The sequence below is a fragment of the Myxococcales bacterium genome (assembly GCA_022184915.1).
Taxonomy (GTDB): Bacteria; Myxococcota_A; Polyangia; order Fen-1088; family Fen-1088; genus JAGTJU01.
In genome coordinates this window covers 353,474-372,486 of record JAGTJU010000005.1, presented here as the reverse complement: position 1 = coordinate 372,486, position 19,013 = coordinate 353,474, and the positions used below count along the sequence as shown (strand labels likewise).

At 68.3% G+C, this 19,013-nt stretch carries 18 protein-coding genes; 13 read left to right on the top strand and 5 right to left on the bottom strand.

The window, feature by feature from the left end; translation table 11 throughout:
* Positions 1–9: 9 nt before the first annotated feature.
* The 3 genes from KA712_20095 to KA712_20085 form a co-directional block, all read right to left on the bottom strand.
* On the bottom strand, positions 10–1,617 hold the full coding sequence (locus KA712_20095; GenBank protein MCG5055271.1) for a caspase family protein: 1,608 nt from the start codon (positions 1,615–1,617) through the stop codon (positions 10–12).
* A gap of 91 nt (positions 1,618–1,708) precedes the next feature.
* The gene (locus KA712_20090; GenBank protein MCG5055270.1) at positions 1,709–2,569 is read right to left on the bottom strand and encodes a DUF4384 domain-containing protein; all 861 of its coding nucleotides are present in this window, start codon (positions 2,567–2,569) and stop codon (positions 1,709–1,711) included.
* 7 nt (positions 2,570–2,576) lie between these two features.
* The gene (locus KA712_20085; GenBank protein MCG5055269.1) at positions 2,577–3,170 is read right to left on the bottom strand and encodes an RNA polymerase sigma factor; all 594 of its coding nucleotides are present in this window, start codon (positions 3,168–3,170) and stop codon (positions 2,577–2,579) included.
* Between the two features lie 117 nt (positions 3,171–3,287).
* On the opposite strand from KA712_20085, the gene KA712_20080 reads away from it, so the two are divergent.
* Genes KA712_20080 through KA712_20055 form a run of 6 tightly spaced genes read left to right on the top strand, consistent with a single transcriptional unit; the run spans position 3,288 to position 8,933 of the window.
* Positions 3,288–4,490: an acetylornithine transaminase gene (locus tag KA712_20080; GenBank protein ID MCG5055268.1), complete on the top strand. Its 1,203-nt coding sequence runs from the start codon at positions 3,288–3,290 to the stop codon at positions 4,488–4,490.
* A gap of 10 nt (positions 4,491–4,500) precedes the next feature.
* Positions 4,501–5,466, top strand: coding sequence for an ornithine carbamoyltransferase (argF, locus tag KA712_20075; protein ID MCG5055267.1), 966 nt, complete (start codon positions 4,501–4,503; stop codon positions 5,464–5,466).
* Positions 5,463–6,113 carry a J domain-containing protein gene (locus KA712_20070; protein MCG5055266.1) on the top strand — a complete coding sequence of 217 codons (651 nt, stop codon included), beginning with the start codon at positions 5,463–5,465 and terminating at the stop codon, positions 6,111–6,113. The genes argF and KA712_20070 overlap by 4 nt, the downstream gene beginning before the upstream one ends.
* Positions 6,106–7,440, top strand: a complete 1,335-nt coding sequence (locus KA712_20065; protein ID MCG5055265.1) for an FAD-binding oxidoreductase — start codon at positions 6,106–6,108, stop codon at positions 7,438–7,440. The genes KA712_20070 and KA712_20065 overlap by 8 nt, the downstream gene beginning before the upstream one ends.
* Positions 7,437–8,180, top strand: a complete 744-nt coding sequence (locus KA712_20060; GenBank protein ID MCG5055264.1) for an SDR family NAD(P)-dependent oxidoreductase — start codon at positions 7,437–7,439, stop codon at positions 8,178–8,180. The genes KA712_20065 and KA712_20060 overlap by 4 nt, the downstream gene beginning before the upstream one ends.
* Positions 8,181–8,192: 12 nt before the next feature.
* Positions 8,193–8,933, top strand: a complete 741-nt coding sequence (locus KA712_20055) for an SDR family NAD(P)-dependent oxidoreductase (GenBank protein ID MCG5055263.1) — start codon at positions 8,193–8,195, stop codon at positions 8,931–8,933.
* 5 nt (positions 8,934–8,938) lie between these two features.
* Here the strand turns inward: KA712_20055 and KA712_20050 are convergent, their stop codons facing one another.
* Together KA712_20050 and KA712_20045 are read right to left on the bottom strand one after the other, a co-directional pair.
* Positions 8,939–10,291 (bottom strand): hypothetical protein, encoded by a 1,353-nt coding sequence (locus KA712_20050; protein ID MCG5055262.1) that lies wholly within the window; start codon positions 10,289–10,291, stop codon positions 8,939–8,941.
* Positions 10,292–10,420: 129 nt separating this feature from the next.
* Positions 10,421–11,269, bottom strand: a complete 849-nt coding sequence (locus tag KA712_20045; GenBank protein MCG5055261.1) for an MBL fold metallo-hydrolase — start codon at positions 11,267–11,269, stop codon at positions 10,421–10,423.
* A 145-nt stretch (positions 11,270–11,414) separates the two neighbouring features.
* Between KA712_20045 and KA712_20040 the strand changes: the two genes are divergently transcribed.
* The 7 genes from KA712_20040 (at position 11,415) to KA712_20010 (ending at position 18,978) form a co-directional block, all read left to right on the top strand.
* A complete protein-coding gene (locus KA712_20040; protein ID MCG5055260.1) occupies positions 11,415–11,798 on the top strand; it encodes a DUF4388 domain-containing protein in 384 nt (127 codons plus the stop codon).
* Positions 11,799–11,899: 101 nt separating this feature from the next.
* The gene (gene dnaK, locus KA712_20035; GenBank protein ID MCG5055259.1) at positions 11,900–13,729 is read left to right on the top strand and encodes a molecular chaperone DnaK; all 1,830 of its coding nucleotides are present in this window, start codon (positions 11,900–11,902) and stop codon (positions 13,727–13,729) included.
* An 18-nt stretch (positions 13,730–13,747) separates the two neighbouring features.
* Complete coding sequence (locus KA712_20030) at positions 13,748–14,752, top strand: hypothetical protein (protein MCG5055258.1); 1,005 nt, start codon at positions 13,748–13,750, stop codon at positions 14,750–14,752.
* A gap of 82 nt (positions 14,753–14,834) precedes the next feature.
* A complete protein-coding gene (locus tag KA712_20025; GenBank protein MCG5055257.1) occupies positions 14,835–15,194 on the top strand; it encodes a PilZ domain-containing protein in 360 nt (119 codons plus the stop codon).
* Between the two features lie 54 nt (positions 15,195–15,248).
* Positions 15,249–16,775, top strand: coding sequence for a hypothetical protein (locus tag KA712_20020; GenBank protein MCG5055256.1), 1,527 nt, complete (start codon positions 15,249–15,251; stop codon positions 16,773–16,775).
* 137 nt (positions 16,776–16,912) lie between these two features.
* Positions 16,913–18,262, top strand: a complete 1,350-nt coding sequence (gene argG / locus KA712_20015; GenBank protein MCG5055255.1) for an argininosuccinate synthase — start codon at positions 16,913–16,915, stop codon at positions 18,260–18,262.
* A gap of 173 nt (positions 18,263–18,435) precedes the next feature.
* Entirely contained in the window at positions 18,436–18,978 is a 543-nt protein-coding gene (locus KA712_20010) for a hypothetical protein (protein MCG5055254.1), read from the top strand.
* Positions 18,979–19,013: the final 35 nt, after the last annotated feature.

Sequence of the window (19,013 nt, the reverse complement as noted above, 5' to 3'; positions counted from 1 at the left end):
CCGCCCCGGTCAGTATCGGTACCCGAGCCCCAGCGACAGACGGTAGGTGGGCACCCCTGACTCCGGCTGGGAGGCCACCGGGGCCAGGTCCTGCGCGTCCGGCTGCCGCCGCAGAAAAAACGCGGTCAGCTCTGCCGACGTCTCCAGCGAAACACCCAACCCCAGCGGCCAGCTGGCCCACACCCCCACGCTGCTCACCAGCGCCAGCGGCCGCGCCACCCGGGTCCCGTCGGTGCGTTCGACCGTTTGAGAAAAGAGCGTGGTGCCCAGGGCCGCGAGCGGCGCCACGGAGACGGGGCCCAGATCGAACACATACAGGGCGGCCAGGTCGAAGCCGAACTCGGTCAGGCGGTGCGACAGCACCTGATCCGGCACACGGAGCGGCTCGGCCCGACCGAACGAAAGACGCGGCACCAGGGTGATGTGCGCGAACTCCAGGGCCCAGCCAAACTGAGCGCCCAAGGTGGGGGAAAAGCCCGGGGCCACCGGGCCGTGCAGGGCCCCCGCCACAGACGGACCATGAACCAGCGTGGCGGCCACCTCGCCCTTGCGCACGGCCAACGCGGGCGGCAAGGGGCGCATGTCGTCGCTCGCCAGATCGAGGCGGCTACCGCTCGTCAGAGCCACTTCGGCTTCCAGGATGCGCCGGGGCGTGCGCATGCGCACCGTATAGGTGCCGGCGGCGAGCCGGAGCCGCGTGCGCGGTTCCCTGACGTGCGCCTCGACGAGCGGGCCCGGGCCGCCCACCGGGACCATCAGGTACTCGCCCACGTCCACGAAGGTCAGCTCCCCTTGCACCGAGGGCTGCTGCAGATCGGCGAGGACCGGGTCGGCACGCCCCCGCAGGTCGTAGTCGAAGGTGGCGTGCTGCATGCCCACCACCGTCGTCATCGAGGTGCGCAGGGACTGGGCGTACGCGTAGGCATAGGCTTCACTCAGCGTGACGAGTTGATCCCGGTTCGCATCGCCCAAGCCCCGCAGCGCCGCCAGGAAGTGGTGGCTGAACACGGACGAGCGCAGGGCGTCCGATTCCTGCGCGTCTTCCCCCGCCGCCGACGACGTGATGACGGCGAAGCCTTCGTTGCGCAGCTCCTCGGACAGGCCGATCTGAAACGGCTCGACCTGCCGCCCCCCCTTGACCCGCGTGAGCGCACCCGCACGGCAGGCGTCGAGCATCAGCAGCTTCAGCTTGGCCGGCGAGAGGCGCACGAGCTTCGAGAATTCGTCGGTGCCCAGGCTCGTGCCGTTCATGTGCAGCTCGCCCCCGGAGCCGTGGCCCGAGTAGTACACGAACAAAATGCCCTCCCCGCCGGCCCTCATGTCCCTTTGCATCGCGAGGTTCAGGTCCATGAGGGCGTTGCGCACCTCGGTGGCGTTGGCGTTTTTGAGACGGACGATCCTGTCGCTGCGGTAGCCGCCCACGGCCTCCAGCGTTTCGGCCACGGCGTCGACGTCCGATTCGGCGTATTGCAGGGGTACGTCCCGTGCGTGTCCGTGGTTGACGCCCACGAGCAGGGCGTAGCGCTCAACCGCGGCCCACACGTCTTGCGACGCGCACAGGGCGACGCACGACAACGACAGCGCCAGGGCGTGGCGGGCGGAACGACGGGAGAACATCTTCAGTCTGGCCGCGGGAGCGACCCGCAAGGTTAGCACTGAGGGAAGGGGGCGTTACCGAGAAGGGGGGCGTGCAAAAGGCGGGTGCGCCTCAAGGCGGGGAGGGCGCTTTGGGCAGGCGGGTGCGGACTTCCGTGCACGGCAGCCGGCCCACGTGGGGGCCCTCGGCAGAGCCGGAGGGCGCGCCCGGCGCTAGGGCCTGCACCAGGTCCGCCACGAGGCGGGGCTCGTCGCAGAAGAGGGCCACGACGGTCTCGGGTCCCGGACCTGCATCGAGCTCCACGGCGGTGCCGAGCGGCAGGTCGCGCCCCGCCGGAACGAAGGCGGCCTCGGGACCCGGAGGATGGAACACGGAAACCTCCCCCTGCGGATCGACCGAGAGCACAGCCAGGTAGCTGTCCCGGGGGGCGGTCACGCGGAACTGCACCCGATCGCCCGCGCGCAGCGCCTCGCCGAGGTGCAGGGTCCCCGGTTGCTCTTGCCCGGCGTAAAGCACGTAGGTGGCAAGGGCAAAGCCTCCGCCCTTGGCGCGCACCGCTTCGGCCCCTGCCTCGGCAGCGGGCCTGGGATCCACGGGCCGGGCCACGGGCCGGGCCAGAAGCAGCAGGCCCCCGAAGGCCGCAGCCGTGACGGCGCTCGGCAGGATCCAGCTGCGCAGCCCCCGACGAAGCACACCCTCGTCCACGCGGTGGCTAGCCTGAAGGATCGCCGCGGCCACCTGGGACACGTCCACCTCCCGAGAGAACCGCCGCCGCTCCTCCTCGAGCCGGTTGTGGGCGGCCTCGCAGACCGGGCACTGCGTGACGTGAAGCCGGGCCCGGTCGCCTTCCACCCCACCAAGTTCTCCGAGCGCGAGCTGGTCGAGCTGTAGATCCGAAAGACACTCCCGCCCGAGCCGCCGGGACGCGTACGCCTCGGCAAGCTTCATCTCACCTGTTGTTTCGGTCTCCATCCCGGTTTCACTCCCGTCCGTTTCGACCCACGACCGCGGCCTCATCGGCAACCCGCGGTGGCGATTGTGGCGAATCTTTCGAGGCCAAGGGGGGCATGCCCAGCAGTTTTCGCGCCTCTTCCCGAAACCGTTCGAGTCGGTAGCCCACCGTGCGCCGCGCTACGCCCATCAGCACCGAGATCTCCTCCTGCTCCATGCCGTCCACGTGGTAATAAACCGCCACCTCCGCAAGCTCGGGGGGCACCGTGTCCAAAACGGTTTGCAGCGCCAGCCGGCCTTCGGGACCGGCGCCTGCGGTCGGCCGCTCCGAGGCCACGTGGGCTTGTCGAGACACCGTGAGCTCGTCGAGCCGCCCCCGGTGGCGTCGGGTGTCCCGAATGCGGTTCAGGCAGAGGTTGGTCGTGATGCGATAAAGCCAGGTCGAGGGCAGGCTTTCTCCCCGGAAAGCCTCGAGGGACGCGAGCACCTTCACGAAGACCTCCTGCGTGGCGTCGTCGGCCTCGGCGTCGTCGCCCAAGATGCTGCGGGCCCTTCGCCGCACCAGGGGTCCGTAGGTGCGGAACAGCGCCTCGACCTCCTTTCTGTTCAGCGATGCGGCCACCCGGGCAAGTCTAGCAGCCTCATCTCGGCCGCCTGGCTGATCGACCGCCGCGGCGCGGAGCCCGCCCGCAACGCAAAGCTGCCGCTCCGCGCGGTTTCTGGTATTTTGCCAGGCTCCATGTCGACCTCGACCGACCTGATGGCGGCAGCCGAAAAGCTGCTCCTGAAAAACTACCGGCAGGCTCCCCTCGTGATGAGCCGCGGGCAGGGGTGCGCGCTGTGGGACGCCGAGGGCCGGCGCTACCTCGACATGACGGCGGGGATCGCCGTATGCGCTCTCGGCCATGGGCACAAGGGGCTCGCCGACGCCGTGGCGGCCCAAGCGGCCACGCTGATTCACACATCGAATCTCTACTTTGTTGAGACCCAGCTCCGGTTCGCCGAGGCGCTCGGCAAACGGGCTTTCAAGGGGCGCATGTTTTTTTGCAACTCGGGGGCCGAGGCGAACGAAGCTGCGCTCAAGATCGCGCGTCGCTATCAGGTAACGGTGAAGGCCGAGCCCCACCGCACCCAGATCATCGCCTTCGAGGGCAGCTTCCACGGCCGGACCGTCGGGGCGCTGTCGGTGACCGGACAGCCGAAGTATCGGGAAGGCTTCGGCCCCCTGCTCCCCGATGTCACGTTCGTTCCCTACGGCGATGTGGAAGCGATTCGGGCCGCGGTGGGCCCGCGCACGTGCGCCGTGATCATCGAGCCGATCGCGGCCGAGGGCGGCATTTTGGTGCCCCCGCCCGGCTATTTGCAGGAGCTGCGCAAGCTGTGTACCGCCCGGGGCGCGCTTTTGCTCTTCGACGAAGTGCAGACGGGGGTCGGGCGCACGGGCACCTTCTACGCTTTCGAGAAGGAAGGCGTGGTGCCCGACGTCGTCACGCTGGCCAAGGGAATCGCCGGAGGTGTGCCCATGGGCGTGATGCTGGCCTCGGAGGAGGTGGCACGCGCCTTCGAGCCGGGCACCCACGCCTCCACGTTCGGAGGCAACCCTCTTGCCAGCGCGGCCGCGCTTTACCTGCAACAGGCCATCGACGAGCTCGGGCTGCTCGAACACTGCCAGGAGATGGGCGCGTACCTGGGTGCGGCCCTGTCCCGGCTTGCCGAGCGGCGGCGCCCGAAGACCAAGGGCGCGCGGGGTCGCGGTTTGCTGCAGGGGCTGGTGCTCGAGGGCGACGCCGCGGCGCTCGTGGCCAAGGCCCGGGATCGAGGCTTGTTGTTGTCGGTCGCCGGTGGCCACGTGGTCCGCTTCGTGCCTGCGTTGGTGGTGACCAAGGAAGAAATCGACGAGGCCATCAGCATTCTCGACGACGTGCTGGTCGCCGCCCCCTAGGAGCAACGCCATGGCGCAGAAACGAGATTTTTTGGGCTTCGACGATCTGCGGCCGGGTGAGCTCGAGGCTCTGCTGCTGAGGGCCGAGGAGCTGCGGTTTTTGCGCGGCACCCGTACGCCGCACGCCACCCGCCAGGGCAGCGTGGTGGCGCTGGTGTTCGAGAAGGCCAGCACGCGCACGCGCGCCAGCTTCGAGATCGGGGTGAAGGAGCTCGGAGGCCATGCTCTGGTGCTGGGGCGCCACGATTCACAGCTGGGGCGTGGCGAGCCCATCAAGGACACGGCCCGGGTGCTCTCGGGTTACTGCCACGCCATCATGATCCGAACGTTCGGCCACGAGGTGGCACAGGAGCTGGCGGCTTACGCGTCGGTGCCGGTGATCAATGGCCTCACGGACCTGCTGCACCCCTGCCAGCTGTTGGCCGACCTGCAGACCGTGCTCGCTCACTTCGGCGGACCGCGCAAGGTGGGCGCGGGGCCTGTCGATGCAGGTGCCGTGCTGGCCGCGCGCACGTACGCGTGGGTGGGCGACGGCAACAACATGGCGAACTCCTGGATCGAGGCGGCCGGAACGCTGGGCCTCGATCTGGCGATTGCCTGTCCCGAGGGCTACGACCCCGACCCGCGGCTGCTCGAGACCGTGCAAAAGCGGGGGCGCGGCCGCGTGACCATCGTGCGGGATCCGAAGGAAGCCGTGGCGGGCCGCCACGTGGTGTCCACCGACGTCTTCGCGTCGATGGGCCAGGAAGCGGAAGCGGCCGAGCGCCTCCGTGCCTTCAAGGGCTTCTGCGTGGACGAAGACCTCATGCGGCTCGCCAGCCCCGAGGCGATCGTGCTGCATTGCCTGCCCGCGCACCGGGGCGAGGAGATCGCGGAGGCCGTCTTCGAGGGGCCGCAGAGTCTCGTGTGGCGTCAGGCCGAAAACCGCCTGCACGCCCAAAAGGCGCTGCTGGAGTTCCTACTGCCGCCGTCGTGAGCGCCCACGAACACATCGCGGGCCTCGGCCCCAAAACGACCAAGCCGCAGCTGAACACCGCCGCGGATCTACGCACGTTGCGCTTGTCGCCCACGGAGGGCTTCGTCCTGTCCCGCGTGGATGGGTACACGAGCTACGGCGACATCTGCAACCTCACGGGTCTGGGCGCGCCCGCCACCCTCGACATCCTGAAGAAGCTCAAGGCGGTGGGGGTGATCTTCAACCCGGGGGAGGTGCCCATCGTCCCCTCGCCCATCCCGGCTCCCGCACCGCCACCGCCAGCCCCGGAGCCCCCCGCGCGGGGCCGCAAGCCCACGGCGCCCCCCGACTCCGTGTTGGCGCGGCTCGACGACGGCTCGCCCGTGGATCCCGTGGCTCTCGAAGAGGGGCCCGACCTCGACGAGCTGGTGAAGATGCGCCTCCTGCGCGTATCCCGGCGCCTGCCCTCCTTGGCGCCGCACGAGCTCCTGGGCGTGCCGGCCGACGCCGACGCCAAAACGCTCAAAAAAGCGTATTTTGCCGCGAGCAAGGAGCTGCATCCGGATCGCTTTTTCGGCAAGAATCTGGGCACGTTCCGGTCACTGCTCGAGCGCCTGTTTCGGGCGATCTCGGAGGCCTTCGAGACCCTGGAGAAGAAACATGGCTGAACCTGGCGTACGGAACGGTGAGAAGGTGGTGAGCTGGGGCCGTCTTGCGGGCGTGGGGCAGGTCGTGTCTTCCGAAAACCTCGAGGCCGACAGCCAGGGGGCGGCGCTCAGCCGCGGGCTGGGACGGTCCTATGGTGATTCCTCATTGCCGGCGCGGCCTGGTGACAAGATCGTACAGACACCGCTGTCCGATCGCATCCTTGCCTTCGATCCGGTCTCGGGGCTGCTAAGGGCCGAGGCGGGGTTCTCCCTGGTCGAGCTCAACCGCCTCTTCCTGCGGCGGGGCTGGTTTCCGCCCGTCACGCCGGGAACGAAGTTCGTCACGCTGGGGGGCATGGTGGCTTCGGACGTGCACGGCAAGAACCATCACCGCAGCGGCTGCTTTGGCGCGCACGTGACGTGGATGAAGTTGCGTACGGCCGACGATCGCATCGTCACCTGTTCGCCGCACGTGAACACGGACCTCTTCGACGCCACCGTCGGAGGCATGGGGCTGACGGGGCACATCCTCGAGGTCGAGTTCCGGATGGAGCGGATCCCCTCTCCCTGGATTTGGATGGAGAGCCGTCGCGTGCCGGACATCGATGCCTACATTCGCGGCTTGAAAGACGCAGGTCCACATTGGCCCATGACGATGGGCTGGATCGATTGTGTATCGCGCGGCAAGAAGCTGGGCCGCGGTATCTTGATGGCCGGTCGCTGGGCCACGCCCGAAGAGGCGCCGCGAGATCCCCCCGCCGAAAAGCGCAAGCTGCGGCTGCCCTTCGATCTTCCTTCCTTCGCGATCAACCCCTTGACCGTGCGGGCGTTCAACGAACTCTATTACCGTCGTCACCCCCGCAAGGTGCGCACGGGGATCGTGCACCCTGACTCCTTTTTCTACCCTCTCGACGCGATCCACGACTGGAACCGCGGCTACGGACGCCGGGGCTTCACGCAGTATCAATGCGTGTTGCCGGACGAAGCGGGGCTCGAGGCGCCTCGCCTGTTTTTGGAGCTGTTGACCCGCCTTGGAGGGGCTTCTCCCCTCTGCGTGATCAAGGACTGCGGCGCCGAGGGGCGCGGGCTGCTTTCGTTTCCGCTTCCGGGCACGTCGATCGCCGTCGATCTTCCGATCCGGGACAACACGCAGGCGGTGGTGGACGCGCTCAACGCGTTCGTGATCGACAAGGGCGGGCGCATTTACCTCACCAAGGACGGCTTCACCCGTCCCGAACATTTCCGCGCCATGGAGCCCCGGTTGCCGGCGTTCGAGGCCGTCCGCAAGGCGTGGGATCCCGAGGGGCGCCTCAAAAGCGCACAATCTGTGAGGATGTTCGGCGCATGAAAGCGGTGATTCTGGGAGGCACGAAGGGCATGGGCCGTGCGCTGGCGCGCCGGCTCGTCGAAGGTGGTCATCACGTCTTTTTGCTGGGGCGTCACGAGGAGGATCTGGCACGCAGCGTGGCCGACCTCTCGGTCCGCGGGGCCGAGGGGGCCAGTCAGGTGGGCAGCGCCCCCTGCGACCTCGAAGATCCCGAGACCTTCACGGGGGCCCTCGACGCGGCCGATACGGCGCTCGGTGGGTTCGACACGGTCATCGTCACCGCGGGGCTGTTCGCGGTTCAGGCGAGGCTGGAAGCCGACGCCGAGCTGGCCCGTCGGGTCTTGACGGTGAACTTTGCCAACACGGTGGTGTTCTGTGAAGCGGCCCGCAAGCGCTTGTTGTCCCGCGGGGGGGGCACCTTGTGTGTGTTTTCGTCAGTGGCCGGCGATCGAGGGCGCAAGCCGGTGGCGATCTACGGCGCGAGCAAAGCTGGGCTTTCGCACTACCTCGAGAGCCTCGACCACAAGTTCCGGGGCGAAGGCCTCGTCACGGTGTGCGTGAAGCCGGGGTTCGTGAAGACAGGTATGACCGCCGGTTTGTCGCCGCCTCCGTTCGCCGGCACGCCCGAGGCGGTGGCCGCCGCCGTGCTCACGGCCATCGAAAAGCGCAAACCGCTCATCTACACGCCCTCCGCGTGGCGCTGGGTGATGTGGGTCATCCGGTGTCTGCCCCGCTTCGTGATGCGGCGAATTGGTTTTTGAAAGGAACGCGCCATGGCCAACGTTGTCGTGTTCGGTGCCACGAGCGCCATCGCCTGCGAGGTCTCCAAGGTCTGGGCCGCCCGGGGCGACCGGCTCTTCCTGGTGGGCCGCAACCCGGACAAGCTCGCGGCCGTGGTGGAGGCGCTCGGGCCGGCCGTGGCGGGACACGTGGCCAGCGGCTTTGTCGATGGCCAGGTGAACGCCCAGCTGGTGGCGCGTGCGCGCGAGGTCCTGGGCCGCATCGACACGGCGCTGATCGCGCACGGCGATCTCGGGGATCAGCTCCTGTCCGAAAAGGACCCCGCCGAAGCCGAACGCGTCATCGCCGCGAACTTCACCTCGGTGGTGTCCCTGCTGATTCCGCTCGCGAATCACTTCGAGGCGCAGCGGGCCGGGCGGCTCGTCGTGATCTCGTCCGTTGCCGGGGAAAGGGGACGGCCTCGCAACTTTACCTACGGCGCCGCCAAGCGCGCCGTGACGACCTATCTTCAGGGCCTGCGCAGCCGCCTGCACCCCCACGGGGTCGCCGTGACCACCATCAAGCTCGGCCCGGTGGACACCCCGATGACGGTGGGGCACCCGAAGAACCTGCTCTTTGCCACTGCCCCGCGTGTGGCCCGCGACATCGTGCGCGCGGCCGACCGGCGGGTGCCCGAGGCCTACGTCCCGTGGTTCTGGTGGCCCCTCATGGCGATCGTGCGGAACGTGCCCGAAGCGCTCTTCCAGAAGCTCTCGGCGCTTTCGGGGCGGTGAGGGGCTCAGCGCCGGCGCCCGCGCCGCGGCGGTTTGGGTTTCACCGTGCGCTTGCCCTCGATCGCGCGAGGGGCCGTGGGCTCGCCGAGCCCCGCGAGCGGGTTGTCGCTCACCGACACCCGGGGCGGCAGCTTCGGCAGCGCCCGGGCCTCAGCCCCAGGGCTCGAGGGCGTGGTGCGGGCCGCAGGCCCCTGAGGCGCCGGCCGTTCGATCCGCTCGGGGCGCAGGTCAGCGTACGAGCCGGCGCTGCGGACCGGGCGGATCGTCACACGGTAGGGGAAGGTCAGGCCCCGGGACGGGGGAAAGCGTGCATCTCTCACCACGCGCACCACGCACCCCGCGGTGAGCGTGGCGAAAAGTGGCCCCGCAAGCTTCACCGCTCCCACGCTGCCGTCGGGCGCCACGGTCACGGTCAGGTCGGCGTTCGCCGCGCGCGGAAGGCCCGCTCCGCACGCGTTGAGGGCGGTGCCCAGCCCGTGCATGACCCCCGTGATTTGTGGATGCGACAGCGGGCCACGCGCCGCGGCGGGTGCCCGGGGCGCGGGAGCCTCGGTGGGCGCCTCGAGGGCCCGGTCCATCAAGCTGCCGAGCGGGTCGTTGGATCTGACCGGACGGGGCTCTGCGGCCGGTGAGGAGGGAACAGGCGCCGGGACGTCTGCCTCGGCCACCGCGAGCCGCACAGGGCGCGCGTCGGGCGTACGGCGGTTGGCGCGCTCGTCTTGGTGGCGCGGGCGCGAGCGGACCTCCGGCGGGCGGGCGGCGAGGGCCGCCGCCTCCGCCTCTGCCTGGGCCAGCGCTGAGTGCGCCCGCGTGGGCGCGGGGGGCGCTTCGCTTGCCGGCGCCACGCCCTCGGCGGGCTTGGGGGGGAGCGGGCGGGGCGTGGGCAGCGGCGTCGTCACGATGGCGCGCGCCGCGGTGGGGTTCGATGCGGGTGTCCGCGCGGCGGGGGCCGGGGGCTCGAGTTCGGCCGGCGGCGCACCTACGAGTTGGGATCGCCCCACGCGGACCTCGAAGGGCAGGCTCCGCAAGTAGTCGACCAGCGAATCTTCCACCAGCGGCCGCGCGAAGGCGCCGCCGACGAAACTGAGACCGACGAGCGCAACCGTGCGCCGCCAACGCCTGGGCCGCAGCGGGGCCAGGTGGGCGGGCGCCCCAGGCTCGGGATAGCCGGCCAGCGCCGGGGCCGTAGGAGGCCAGACCAGGGTTGGTAAGGGCTCGATCGGGCCCGGGTGACCTCCCGGCGCTCTCCGGACGGGCGCCGCGCCACCCCCCGTGACCGGGGGCGCCCAGGTTTGCGACCGATGCCGCCCATGACCACTCTGTTGCGTGTACCCAAACTGCTCGTACCGCGGATACATGGCCTCTTGCCTTTCCGTCCTCGCCCTCGGAGGCACCCCGACGCCGAGGCGCCGCAGGGAAGCCGCGAGTCTACTCTTGCGGGCCCGCATCACGCAGAGAAAACCGAAGGCCCGGTGCGTCGGCAGGGCTCAGACGTTCCACACTGCCCCCTCGGGCAGCAAGGGAACGAGGCGCGCGCGCAGCGCCGCAGGGCAGCGGCGGGCCAGGATCTCGCGCACCTCGGCGGGCTCGTAGAGCTGCGAGAAGTGCATCAAGACCAGCGCTTCGTTTTGAAACTCGGGCGCGCGCGGGACGAGCTCGTCGAGGTGAACGTGGCAACCGGCCCGGCTGTCGGCGAGTGACTTCCTGTCGTCGAGGAAGGAGCACTCGAGGATGAGGACGCGGGTGTCCAGCAGCGACGGGTGGGTGTCGATGACGCGCAAGAGCGTGTCGGTGGCGTAGGCCAGCTCGGGGGTCTCCTGCGTATAGAAAAGGTCGTCTCCTTGGGCCCTGCGTCGCCCAATCTCGGGCCCGGGCAGATCGATGTACGCGGGCTTGAGCTTCTGAGTTCTTCGCACGAACTGGTAGCCGAGCGAAGGCACCGGGTGGTGGGTCTTGAACGCCCGCACGAAGATCCCGCCCTTGAGCGCCACCTCGTCGCCTGGCTCCATCGGTCGAAGCACCACCGGCAGCGCAAACCGCTGCAGCCGGCCGAAAGCCGCCAGCATGGCGTCGACCTCGTCTGAGATCGCGGCGGGCACGAAGAGCTGCGGGGGCGGCATGCGGTGCAGGCCGCGGATGCCGAGCAGCGTACAAAGCGCACCGATGTGGTCGGCGTGGCCGTGGCTCAGGAAGATGTTGCGGGCGGCGGCGAACTGGCGAGGCGCCAGGCCCACATCGAAGACCGCATCCAGCTCGGGCACGTGAAGTGACGTGTAAAGGCCACCCAGGGACACGCCTCGAATCGTGTAAGGCCCTGCCGAGACGGTGGTGAACATCCGCGCAGAATAGCAAACCGCAACCCCACGCTTTCATTGCCGGCTGGTTTCGGGTGCCCGGACGATTTTTTGTGCGATTTCTTGCCCTTGGCTCCCAAATTTCGCCAACATGGCCCCAATCGCGCATCCAAAGGAAAGCCGCTCCATGAGTCCCGCCCGATCCATCCTCCGAGGTGACCTCGACAAAATCGGCCTGCCGACGTTGTTGACCATCCTCGACATGGAAAAGCGCGGCGGGGTGCTGGTCCTGCAAAAGGGCAACGAGCTTGGCCGTCTCTTCGTGCGCGACGGACACGTCATCCGGGCACAGCTCGAAGGTGATGACCGCGTTTCGGGCATCGACGCCGTCGTGCAGCTCTTCGGATGGGGACGCGGGGTGTTCGAGCTATGGCAAGCCGACGTTCTCGGCCCCGACGAGATTCAGCGCAGCACCACGTTCCTTCTGATGGAAGCTGCCCGCCGCCACGACGAGGCCCGCGAAGCCGCCCTCACGGCGGGCTCGCTGAGCGCCATCGCCGGCAACGCCTGATTCGCACGGTCGCACCCCCCGCGACCTAAAAGATCTTGCGGAGTTGCCGATGGCGTAAACGTGGCTGCTCGCATGCGCTGTGTTACGAGAGGGGACGCCTCATGACCGATCGAGTTATTGGAATCGATTTAGGTACGACGAACTCGTGCGTGGCGGTGGTGGAGGACGGCGCCCCCGTGGTGGTACCCAACCGAGGCGGGTACAAAACCACGCCGTCGGTCGTGGCGATCTCGGAAAGTGGACGTCGGCTGGTGGGGCACATCGCCAAGCGGCAGGCGGTGACGAACGCAGAGAACACCGCGTACGCAGTCAAGCGCCTCATCGGCCGCAGCTGGGGATCGCCTGCGGTGAAGGCCATCCGGGAGATGGTGCCCTATCGGATCGTGGAGGGCCCCCACCAGGACGTACGCGTGGAGGTGCGGGATCAGGTGTTCTCGCTCCCGGAGATCTCCGCGTTCGTGCTTCAGGAGATGAAGCGTGTCGCTGACGATCACCTCGGAGAAGACGTACGTAAGGCCGTGGTCACCGTACCCGCGTACTTCAACGACGGCCAACGCCAAGCCACGAAGGACGCGGGCCGCATCGCAGGCCTCGATGTCATCCGCATCATCAACGAGCCCACGGCGGCGGCGCTCGCCTACGGTTTTGGCAAGGACGTGGAGGGCCGCATCGCGATCTACGATCTCGGGGGAGGCACGTTCGACATCTCCATCCTCGAGATCTCGAACGGCGTGTTCGAGGTGATCTCGACGGCGGGCGATACGTTCCTGGGGGGTGAGGACTTCGACAAACGCATCATCGATTGGCTCGTGGGCGGCTTTCGCAAAGAGCACAACATCGATCTGCGCACAGACATGATGGCCTTGCAGCGTCTGAAGGACGCGTCCGAGAAGGCCAAGTGTGATTTGTCGTCCGTCCGGGAGACCGAGATCAACTTGCCCTTCCTGATCTCCACAGGCCGCAACCAGGCGCTGCATTTGCAGCGGCCCTTGTCACGGCACAAGCTGGAAGAACTCACGCACGATCTGGTCGAGCGCACCCTGCGCATTTGTCGGGGCGCGCTCGAGGATGCGGGCGTGGAGCGCTCAGACATCCTCGAGGTGATCCTCGTGGGCGGCATGACCCGCATGCCCAAGGTGCAGGAAATGGTCGCCGAATTTTTCGGGAAGGAGCCCTGCAAGGGTGTGCACCCCGACGAGGTGGTGGCCATGGGCGCCGCCATCCAGGGGGCCTCGCTCGTCGAGAACACCGCCGACATGCTCCTGCTCGACGTGACGCCTCACAGCCTGGGCATCATGGTGATGGGCGGGTACTTCCACCGGCTCATCGAACGGAACACCACCATCCCCACGGCCAAGAGCCATATCTTCACCACCACGCGAGATGATCAAACGTCCGTGAAGATCCTCGTCATGCAGGGGGAAAACGATCGCGCGGAGGAAAACGAGCTCTTGGGAGAGTTCGTGCTCACGGGTCTGCGCAAGGCACTGCGGGGCGAGGTGGAGGTGGAGGTGACCTTCGAGATCTCGGCTGATGGGATCGTGAGCGTGTCCGCGCGCGACCTCGAAACGGGGCAGCACCAGTCCATCACGGTCACCGCCACGAGTGGCCTCACGGAATCCGAAATCCTGCGCATGGCCTCCGAGCAGGCGGAATACATGGTGGCCGTGAGGGCAGACGAGATCGTCGAGCGGGAACGGCAGGCCGTCGAGAAGCTGGTCGACGAGGCCACCGCGTTGCTGCCGTCCGTGGAGGCGGCGCTCGCGGGCTCGGCGCTGGGCGGACAGGGGCTCGAGGCGGCCCGTTCGACCTTGGAGCAGGCCCGTGCGGCGCTCGCGCTCAAAGACGCGGAGGAGCTCGCGCGCGTCAAGGCGGCGATGGGGCGCACCCTTCAGATGTTCAAGACTCTGGCCAAAGACGCCGAGACATAGCTTCGGGAACCCTTCATCGTGGCCGCCGGAGCACAAAACGCACGCAGCTTCATCGAACGGGGCCTGGCGTGTTACGGGCAGGGCGATCTGCAGGAGGCGTTGGGGCAGTGGCGAGAGGCTTTACGGATCGATCCCGGCAACCCCGAGGCCCGCAAACTCGTGGCCTTCGTCGAAGAGCGCATGGGCGCCCAAACGCCCGTGCCACCGGCTCCCGGGACGCGGGAACCTTCGCCGCTGCCCCCCCTCGACGACGAAAGCGTCTGGGCTGCGAACGAAGGCACATCCCCAGAGTCCGATGCCCAGACGGCCGCGCGCCTGCTGCGCGCAGAGGTGGCTGCGAAGGAGGCGGTTGGGCGCGACGGTACGGATCGCAAGCGCCGCCCCACGCTCGTGTCCACCTTGCCGGAACTGCTGGCGCCGAGCACCTTGCCCGAGGATCTGCGCCGCACGGCCGCAGGCCTTCCTGCGGTGCCCGCACACATCCCTCGGCCCGGCACGCCCTCAGGCGGCGTACCCGAAAGGCCCGCGGCCGACGTGGCCACGCGGCCCGTGGGCGGCGATCAGCCCACGCCGCGGAACCTGCACGTACTCACTCGGGCCCAAACGCCTCTCGACGTCGCGCTGGTTCAGGCCCGTGAGCGAGGGCAGCGCCTCGTGCGCCAGTGTCGCGAAGCGCTCACGGCGGCAAAGGCCTCCGCCGCGGCAGCCGCAGCCGAAGAGGCCCTGGAGGAGTCCGAAAAGGCGCCTGCCCCCGGGATCGCCGAGGTGATTGAGCCTGCGCGTGCTTTGCTCGAACAAGCGTTCGTTGCCCACCTGGGTCGCCCAAGCAGCGTGCCCACGATGGCGGTGGACGATGCCACGGTGAACGCGAGCAACTTCGACCACCGAACCGGCTTTCTCCTTTCTTGCATCGACGGAACGCTTCCGGTCGACACCTTGATGGACATCTCGGGCATGGGCCGCTTCGAGGCGCTTCGCACGCTCTCCCGGCTTTTGCGGCGCAAGATCATCAAGATCGACTGATCGTGTGCTTGGATCTGTCAAGACCCTTCTGAATCTGCCGAAGCGTTTTTGCGGTGAAGAAAAACCGCAGGAGATGCCTCTCATGGATAGGGTGGAAGCGAACTCGCAATCTTTGACGTCGGGCGCCGAGCGCCGGCAGCATGCGCGGCACTACCTGGGACTGCCGATTCGCGTTCACTTCGAGGGTGGCCGTCGCTCGGCCGACATCGAGCTCGCGGACGTGTCGCACGGAGGGGGGCGCTTCGTGGGCACGCCTTCAGCGGTGGCCGTCGGGCAATCCGTGGCGTTTGGTTTCGTCCTGCCCGGCCCCGTGTCCTGTGTGGCGGCGGCGCGGGTGGTGCGGGTGGATCCGGGAGGGTTCGCGGTGCGGTTAGACCGCGCCAACGAAGCCTTTGCCCAGTTCGTCGAGAGTCTCGAAGGCGGGGCCCCGCGCGCCGCGTGAGCTGCGGTAGCGTCAGGGTCGCCAGCGCCGTCCGTTCGCGATAAAAGCATCCGGATGCTGTTCCGGTGGCCTTGCCACGAAGCGCGCAGCGCCTTGGGCGTGGGCCTCGTGGGGTTCGCTTGGGCGCTGGTGGCCACCTCGTCGCGTCTCGTGATGGGGATCAACTGGGACACCGCCAGCTACGTCGCGTTTTATGCAAGTGGCCTGCAGGGATGGTCGAGCCCGCCCTGGGGCGCTCACTACGCCGTGGGGCAGGTTTATCTGGCGGGCCACGCGCTGGCGGGGGCTTTCGGGGGCACGTTCATCGATGGCGTGAGGCTGGCCAACGCGCTGGCTCTGGGGGCCGCGGGGTACGCCCTGGCGCGCGCCACCCAACGCCTCGCAGGAGGCGTAGGGGCGCTCTGGGCGTTGCTGTACGTCTTCGCGTGGGGTGTGGCGCAGCTCGTGATGACCCTCGAGGACAACGTGCTGTACCTACCGATGGCCACGGGCAGCCTGGCGTATAGCCTGGGGCGGCTCGGGCGGTGGCGGGGGCGTGACGGCCTCGTGGCCGGTGGGCTCGCGGCCGCGGGTGCGCTCATGTCCTGGCAGGCGGGCCTTTACCTCTTCGTTCCTCTCGCGGCCATCGTGGGTTTCGAGCCCTCCCGTCCCCGCGTGCGGGCGCTCCACATGCTGGTCGTGCTGGCCAGTTTTTTCGGCACCCTGTGCGCCTGGGTCGTCGCCTACGGGCTCACCGTGCCGGGGCCGCGGCTCGGCGCGTTGTTCGCGATCTTGTTCTCGCCGCCCTCCCCCAGCTTTTTTCCCACCAGCGGAGCGGCCTTGCGCGACATCCTGGGCGCCCCCGGGCGCGTGCTGGCTCACGTGGGCTTGGGGCTGTGGTTCGAGGTGGCCGGCCGACCCGGAGCGGTCGAGGCCCCCTCTCCCGAGGCGCTCTGGCTGCCCCTGCTCGGCGGGGCCGCTGTGGTCCTGGCCGCCGCGGGGACTCTGCGGATGTGTCTGCGCGCTAAGACCGACGCCGAGGCCCGTCCGCTTGCCTTCCTGAGCGTCACGGGCTTCGCCATTGCCTGCGCCACGGCGCTCTACGTCGATCTGCCCCTCGACAAGTACAAACGCTACGAGTTCGTCCCGTTGTTCGGGGCGCTGCTGGGCGCTGCGTTCACCGCCCGGTGCAAGGGAACGCGGACCCTCAGGAGGTTCGCGCTCGGGCTCGTGGCGATGGTGGCCGCCGAGGTGCTCCTGGCCGTGGCCCAGGCACGGACACACCGGGCGCGTCTTCCCGAAACGCAGCCTGCTGGCTACGCAGGTCCGGGCCACGAACCCTGGTTCGTCTACGTGCGCCGGCTGCGGCGGGCCCACCCCGAAGCCTGCCTGTTCACGTTACCGTGGCACCCCGGGTTCGTGCACGGGCGTTACCAGATGGAGCTGCCCGCCGCGCTGTGGTCCGAGCTGCCCGCGCATCAGATCGTGGGCGACCCGGCGGCGGTCGCGACCTGGCGGGTGCCCGTGAGGGTCGTGCCCGCCCCGCGCCTCGCCCCTCCACGGGATTGTGAGTGGCGGACGGTCGACGCCGAGGCCCCCTGAAGGGTGAAGAGCGCCTGCCGGCGGCTTCCGCGCTGTCGCTCTCGGTCAGATTGCCTGGGTGCGGCAGTGGCAGCGCTGCAACTTCCCTGGCAACGGTCTACCGGGCCTCGGCCTTCCGTGATAAACGAAGCCGCGTCATGGCTCGCATTCATCGCAAGCTGCCTGCGCAAGGCACGAAAATTGGAGTGGCTTTCTCCGGAGGCCTGGACACCCGCTGCGCGGTGGCCTGGTTCGCGCGCGAGGGGCTCGACGTTTACTCGTACACCGCGGATCTGGCGCAGCCCGATGAAAAGAGCTGCGACGACATTCCCCCGGTGGCCCTCTCTCACGGCGCCAAGGCGGCCCGCCTCGTCGACTGCAAAGAAGCACTTGCCCGCGAAGGCTTCATCGCCATCCAATGTGGCGCCTTCCACCTCGCCACGGCGGGACGCAAGTATTACAACACCACGCCGCTTGGGCGCGCGGTCACCACCACGGCCATCATCCGCGCCATGCAGGCCGATGGCGTGAACATCTTGTCCGATGGCAGCACGCACAAGGGCAACGACATTCAGCGCTTCTATCGCTACGGCTTGCTCACGAACCCCGAGCTCACGATCTATAAGCCCTGGCTGGATCCTGTCTTCGTGGAGCGCTTCGGCGGCCGCAAGGAGATGAGCGAGTACTTGAACGGTCTCGACCTTCCCTACCGCATGGGCGTGGAGAAGGCGTACAGCACCGACGCCAACGCGCTCGGCGCCACGCACGAGGCCAAAGATCTCGAATTCCTCGATAAAGGCCTCGACATCGTCAACCCCATCATGGGTGTGGCGCACTGGAAGTCCGAGACCGAGATCAAGGCTGAGCGGGTCTCGATCACCTTCGAGCAGGGCTGGCCCACGAAGCTCAACGGCAAGGCCTTCGGCGGAGACATGGACCTCTTGCTCGAGGCGAACCGGATCGGTGGCCGGCATGGCTTGGGCGTGTCCGACCAGATCGAAAACCGCGTGATCGAAGCCAAAAGCCGCGGCATCTACGAAGCTCCTGGTATGGCGCTGCTGCACATCGCTTACGAGCGTCTGCTCTCGGCCGTGCACAACGAGAACACGCTCGATCTCTATGCCTCCCTGGGGCGCCGCCTCGGCCGGATCCTTTACGAAGGCAAGTGGTACGACACCGAGGCCATGCTGATCAAGGACGCGCTCACGCGCTGGGTGGCACACCCGATCTCGGGCACCGTCACGTTGGAACTGCGCCGGGGAGACGACTACACGATTGTCGACACCTCGGCCGACTACATGGCCTACGATCCCCACAAACTCTCGATGGAGAAGGTCGAGTCGGCGTTTACCCCTGAAGATCGCATGGGCGCGCTCGAGCTTCAGAACCTTTCGGTCTTCGATGGGCGCAACCTGCTGATTCATCAGCTGTCCACGATGGGCCAGCTGGCGGGCTCGCAGGACAGGGCGGTGGCCGCGCTGTTGGGCGTCGACGAGCCCAACGACTGAGGCTCCCGGCGCGGAGAAGAGGGCGAGTCCCGCCGTCGAGGCGCGCGGGTCTCGCCCCTTTTTTTCGCAACTTCCCCAGCTCGTTCCCGAAAAGCACCTCCGAGGCGGAGCGAAGTCGCTTCGCGGCCAAATGACCGGAGGAAACCATGAATGAGTTCGTATCGAGGCAAGTTGTGAAGCTTGTCGGTCTGGGAGCGCTGGTGCTCTGTGCAGCGTGTGGTCTCGAGGGGCCCGAGGCGCCCGAGGCCGGAGGGCCGGGAGAGGTCAGCCAGGCCGACACGGAGGACGTGGGGCTCATCGAATTGGCGCTGGAAACGGTGCCTCCCGACGTGACGTGTCTGCGGGTCACCGCCCGTGGCCCCTACCGCGAAAAACAGGTGGCGCTGCCCGTCGTGGCGGGCCCCCCGATGGCGCAAAGTCTCGCGGGCTTTCCGCTCGGAAAAGTCGAGTTCGTGGCCGAGGCCTTCGCAGAGGCGTGTGGGGCCGTCACAGCCCGCACCGTTGCCTCGTGGGTGAGTGATCCCGTCGAGGTCTCGGTGGTCGAGGGGACCAAGACCCGGGTCAGCTTCACCATGCGGCGGAACGGGCGCCTCGACGTCAGCTTCGAGTTCGGCGACGAGCCGCTGTGCAGCGCGGTGGGGATCGTGTGCAAGAGCGCGCGGGAGTGCTGCAGCAGCAGCTGCAAAGACGGCCTCTGCCAGGCGGCCGAGCCCTGAGGGGGGGCCGCGGACGGCCCACGGAGCCCGGGTCG

Coding starts and splice junctions, on each gene's coding strand:
- KA712_20095 (MCG5055271.1), bottom strand. CDS start 1,617: ATGTTCTCCCGTCGTTCCGCCCGCCACGCCCTGGCGCTGTCGTTGTCG.
- KA712_20090 (MCG5055270.1), bottom strand. CDS start 2,569: ATGGAGACCGAAACAACAGGTGAGATGAAGCTTGCCGAGGCGTACGCG.
- KA712_20080 (MCG5055268.1), top strand. CDS start 3,288: ATGTCGACCTCGACCGACCTGATGGCGGCAGCCGAAAAGCTGCTCCTG.
- argF (MCG5055267.1), top strand. CDS start 4,501: ATGGCGCAGAAACGAGATTTTTTGGGCTTCGACGATCTGCGGCCGGGT.
- KA712_20065 (MCG5055265.1), top strand. CDS start 6,106: ATGGCTGAACCTGGCGTACGGAACGGTGAGAAGGTGGTGAGCTGGGGC.
- KA712_20060 (MCG5055264.1), top strand. CDS start 7,437: ATGAAAGCGGTGATTCTGGGAGGCACGAAGGGCATGGGCCGTGCGCTG.
- KA712_20055 (MCG5055263.1), top strand. CDS start 8,193: ATGGCCAACGTTGTCGTGTTCGGTGCCACGAGCGCCATCGCCTGCGAG.
- KA712_20050 (MCG5055262.1), bottom strand. CDS start 10,291: ATGTATCCGCGGTACGAGCAGTTTGGGTACACGCAACAGAGTGGTCAT.
- KA712_20045 (MCG5055261.1), bottom strand. CDS start 11,269: ATGTTCACCACCGTCTCGGCAGGGCCTTACACGATTCGAGGCGTGTCC.
- KA712_20040 (MCG5055260.1), top strand. CDS start 11,415: ATGAGTCCCGCCCGATCCATCCTCCGAGGTGACCTCGACAAAATCGGC.
- dnaK (MCG5055259.1), top strand. CDS start 11,900: ATGACCGATCGAGTTATTGGAATCGATTTAGGTACGACGAACTCGTGC.
- KA712_20025 (MCG5055257.1), top strand. CDS start 14,835: ATGGATAGGGTGGAAGCGAACTCGCAATCTTTGACGTCGGGCGCCGAG.
- KA712_20020 (MCG5055256.1), top strand. CDS start 15,249: ATGCTGTTCCGGTGGCCTTGCCACGAAGCGCGCAGCGCCTTGGGCGTG.
- argG (MCG5055255.1), top strand. CDS start 16,913: ATGGCTCGCATTCATCGCAAGCTGCCTGCGCAAGGCACGAAAATTGGA.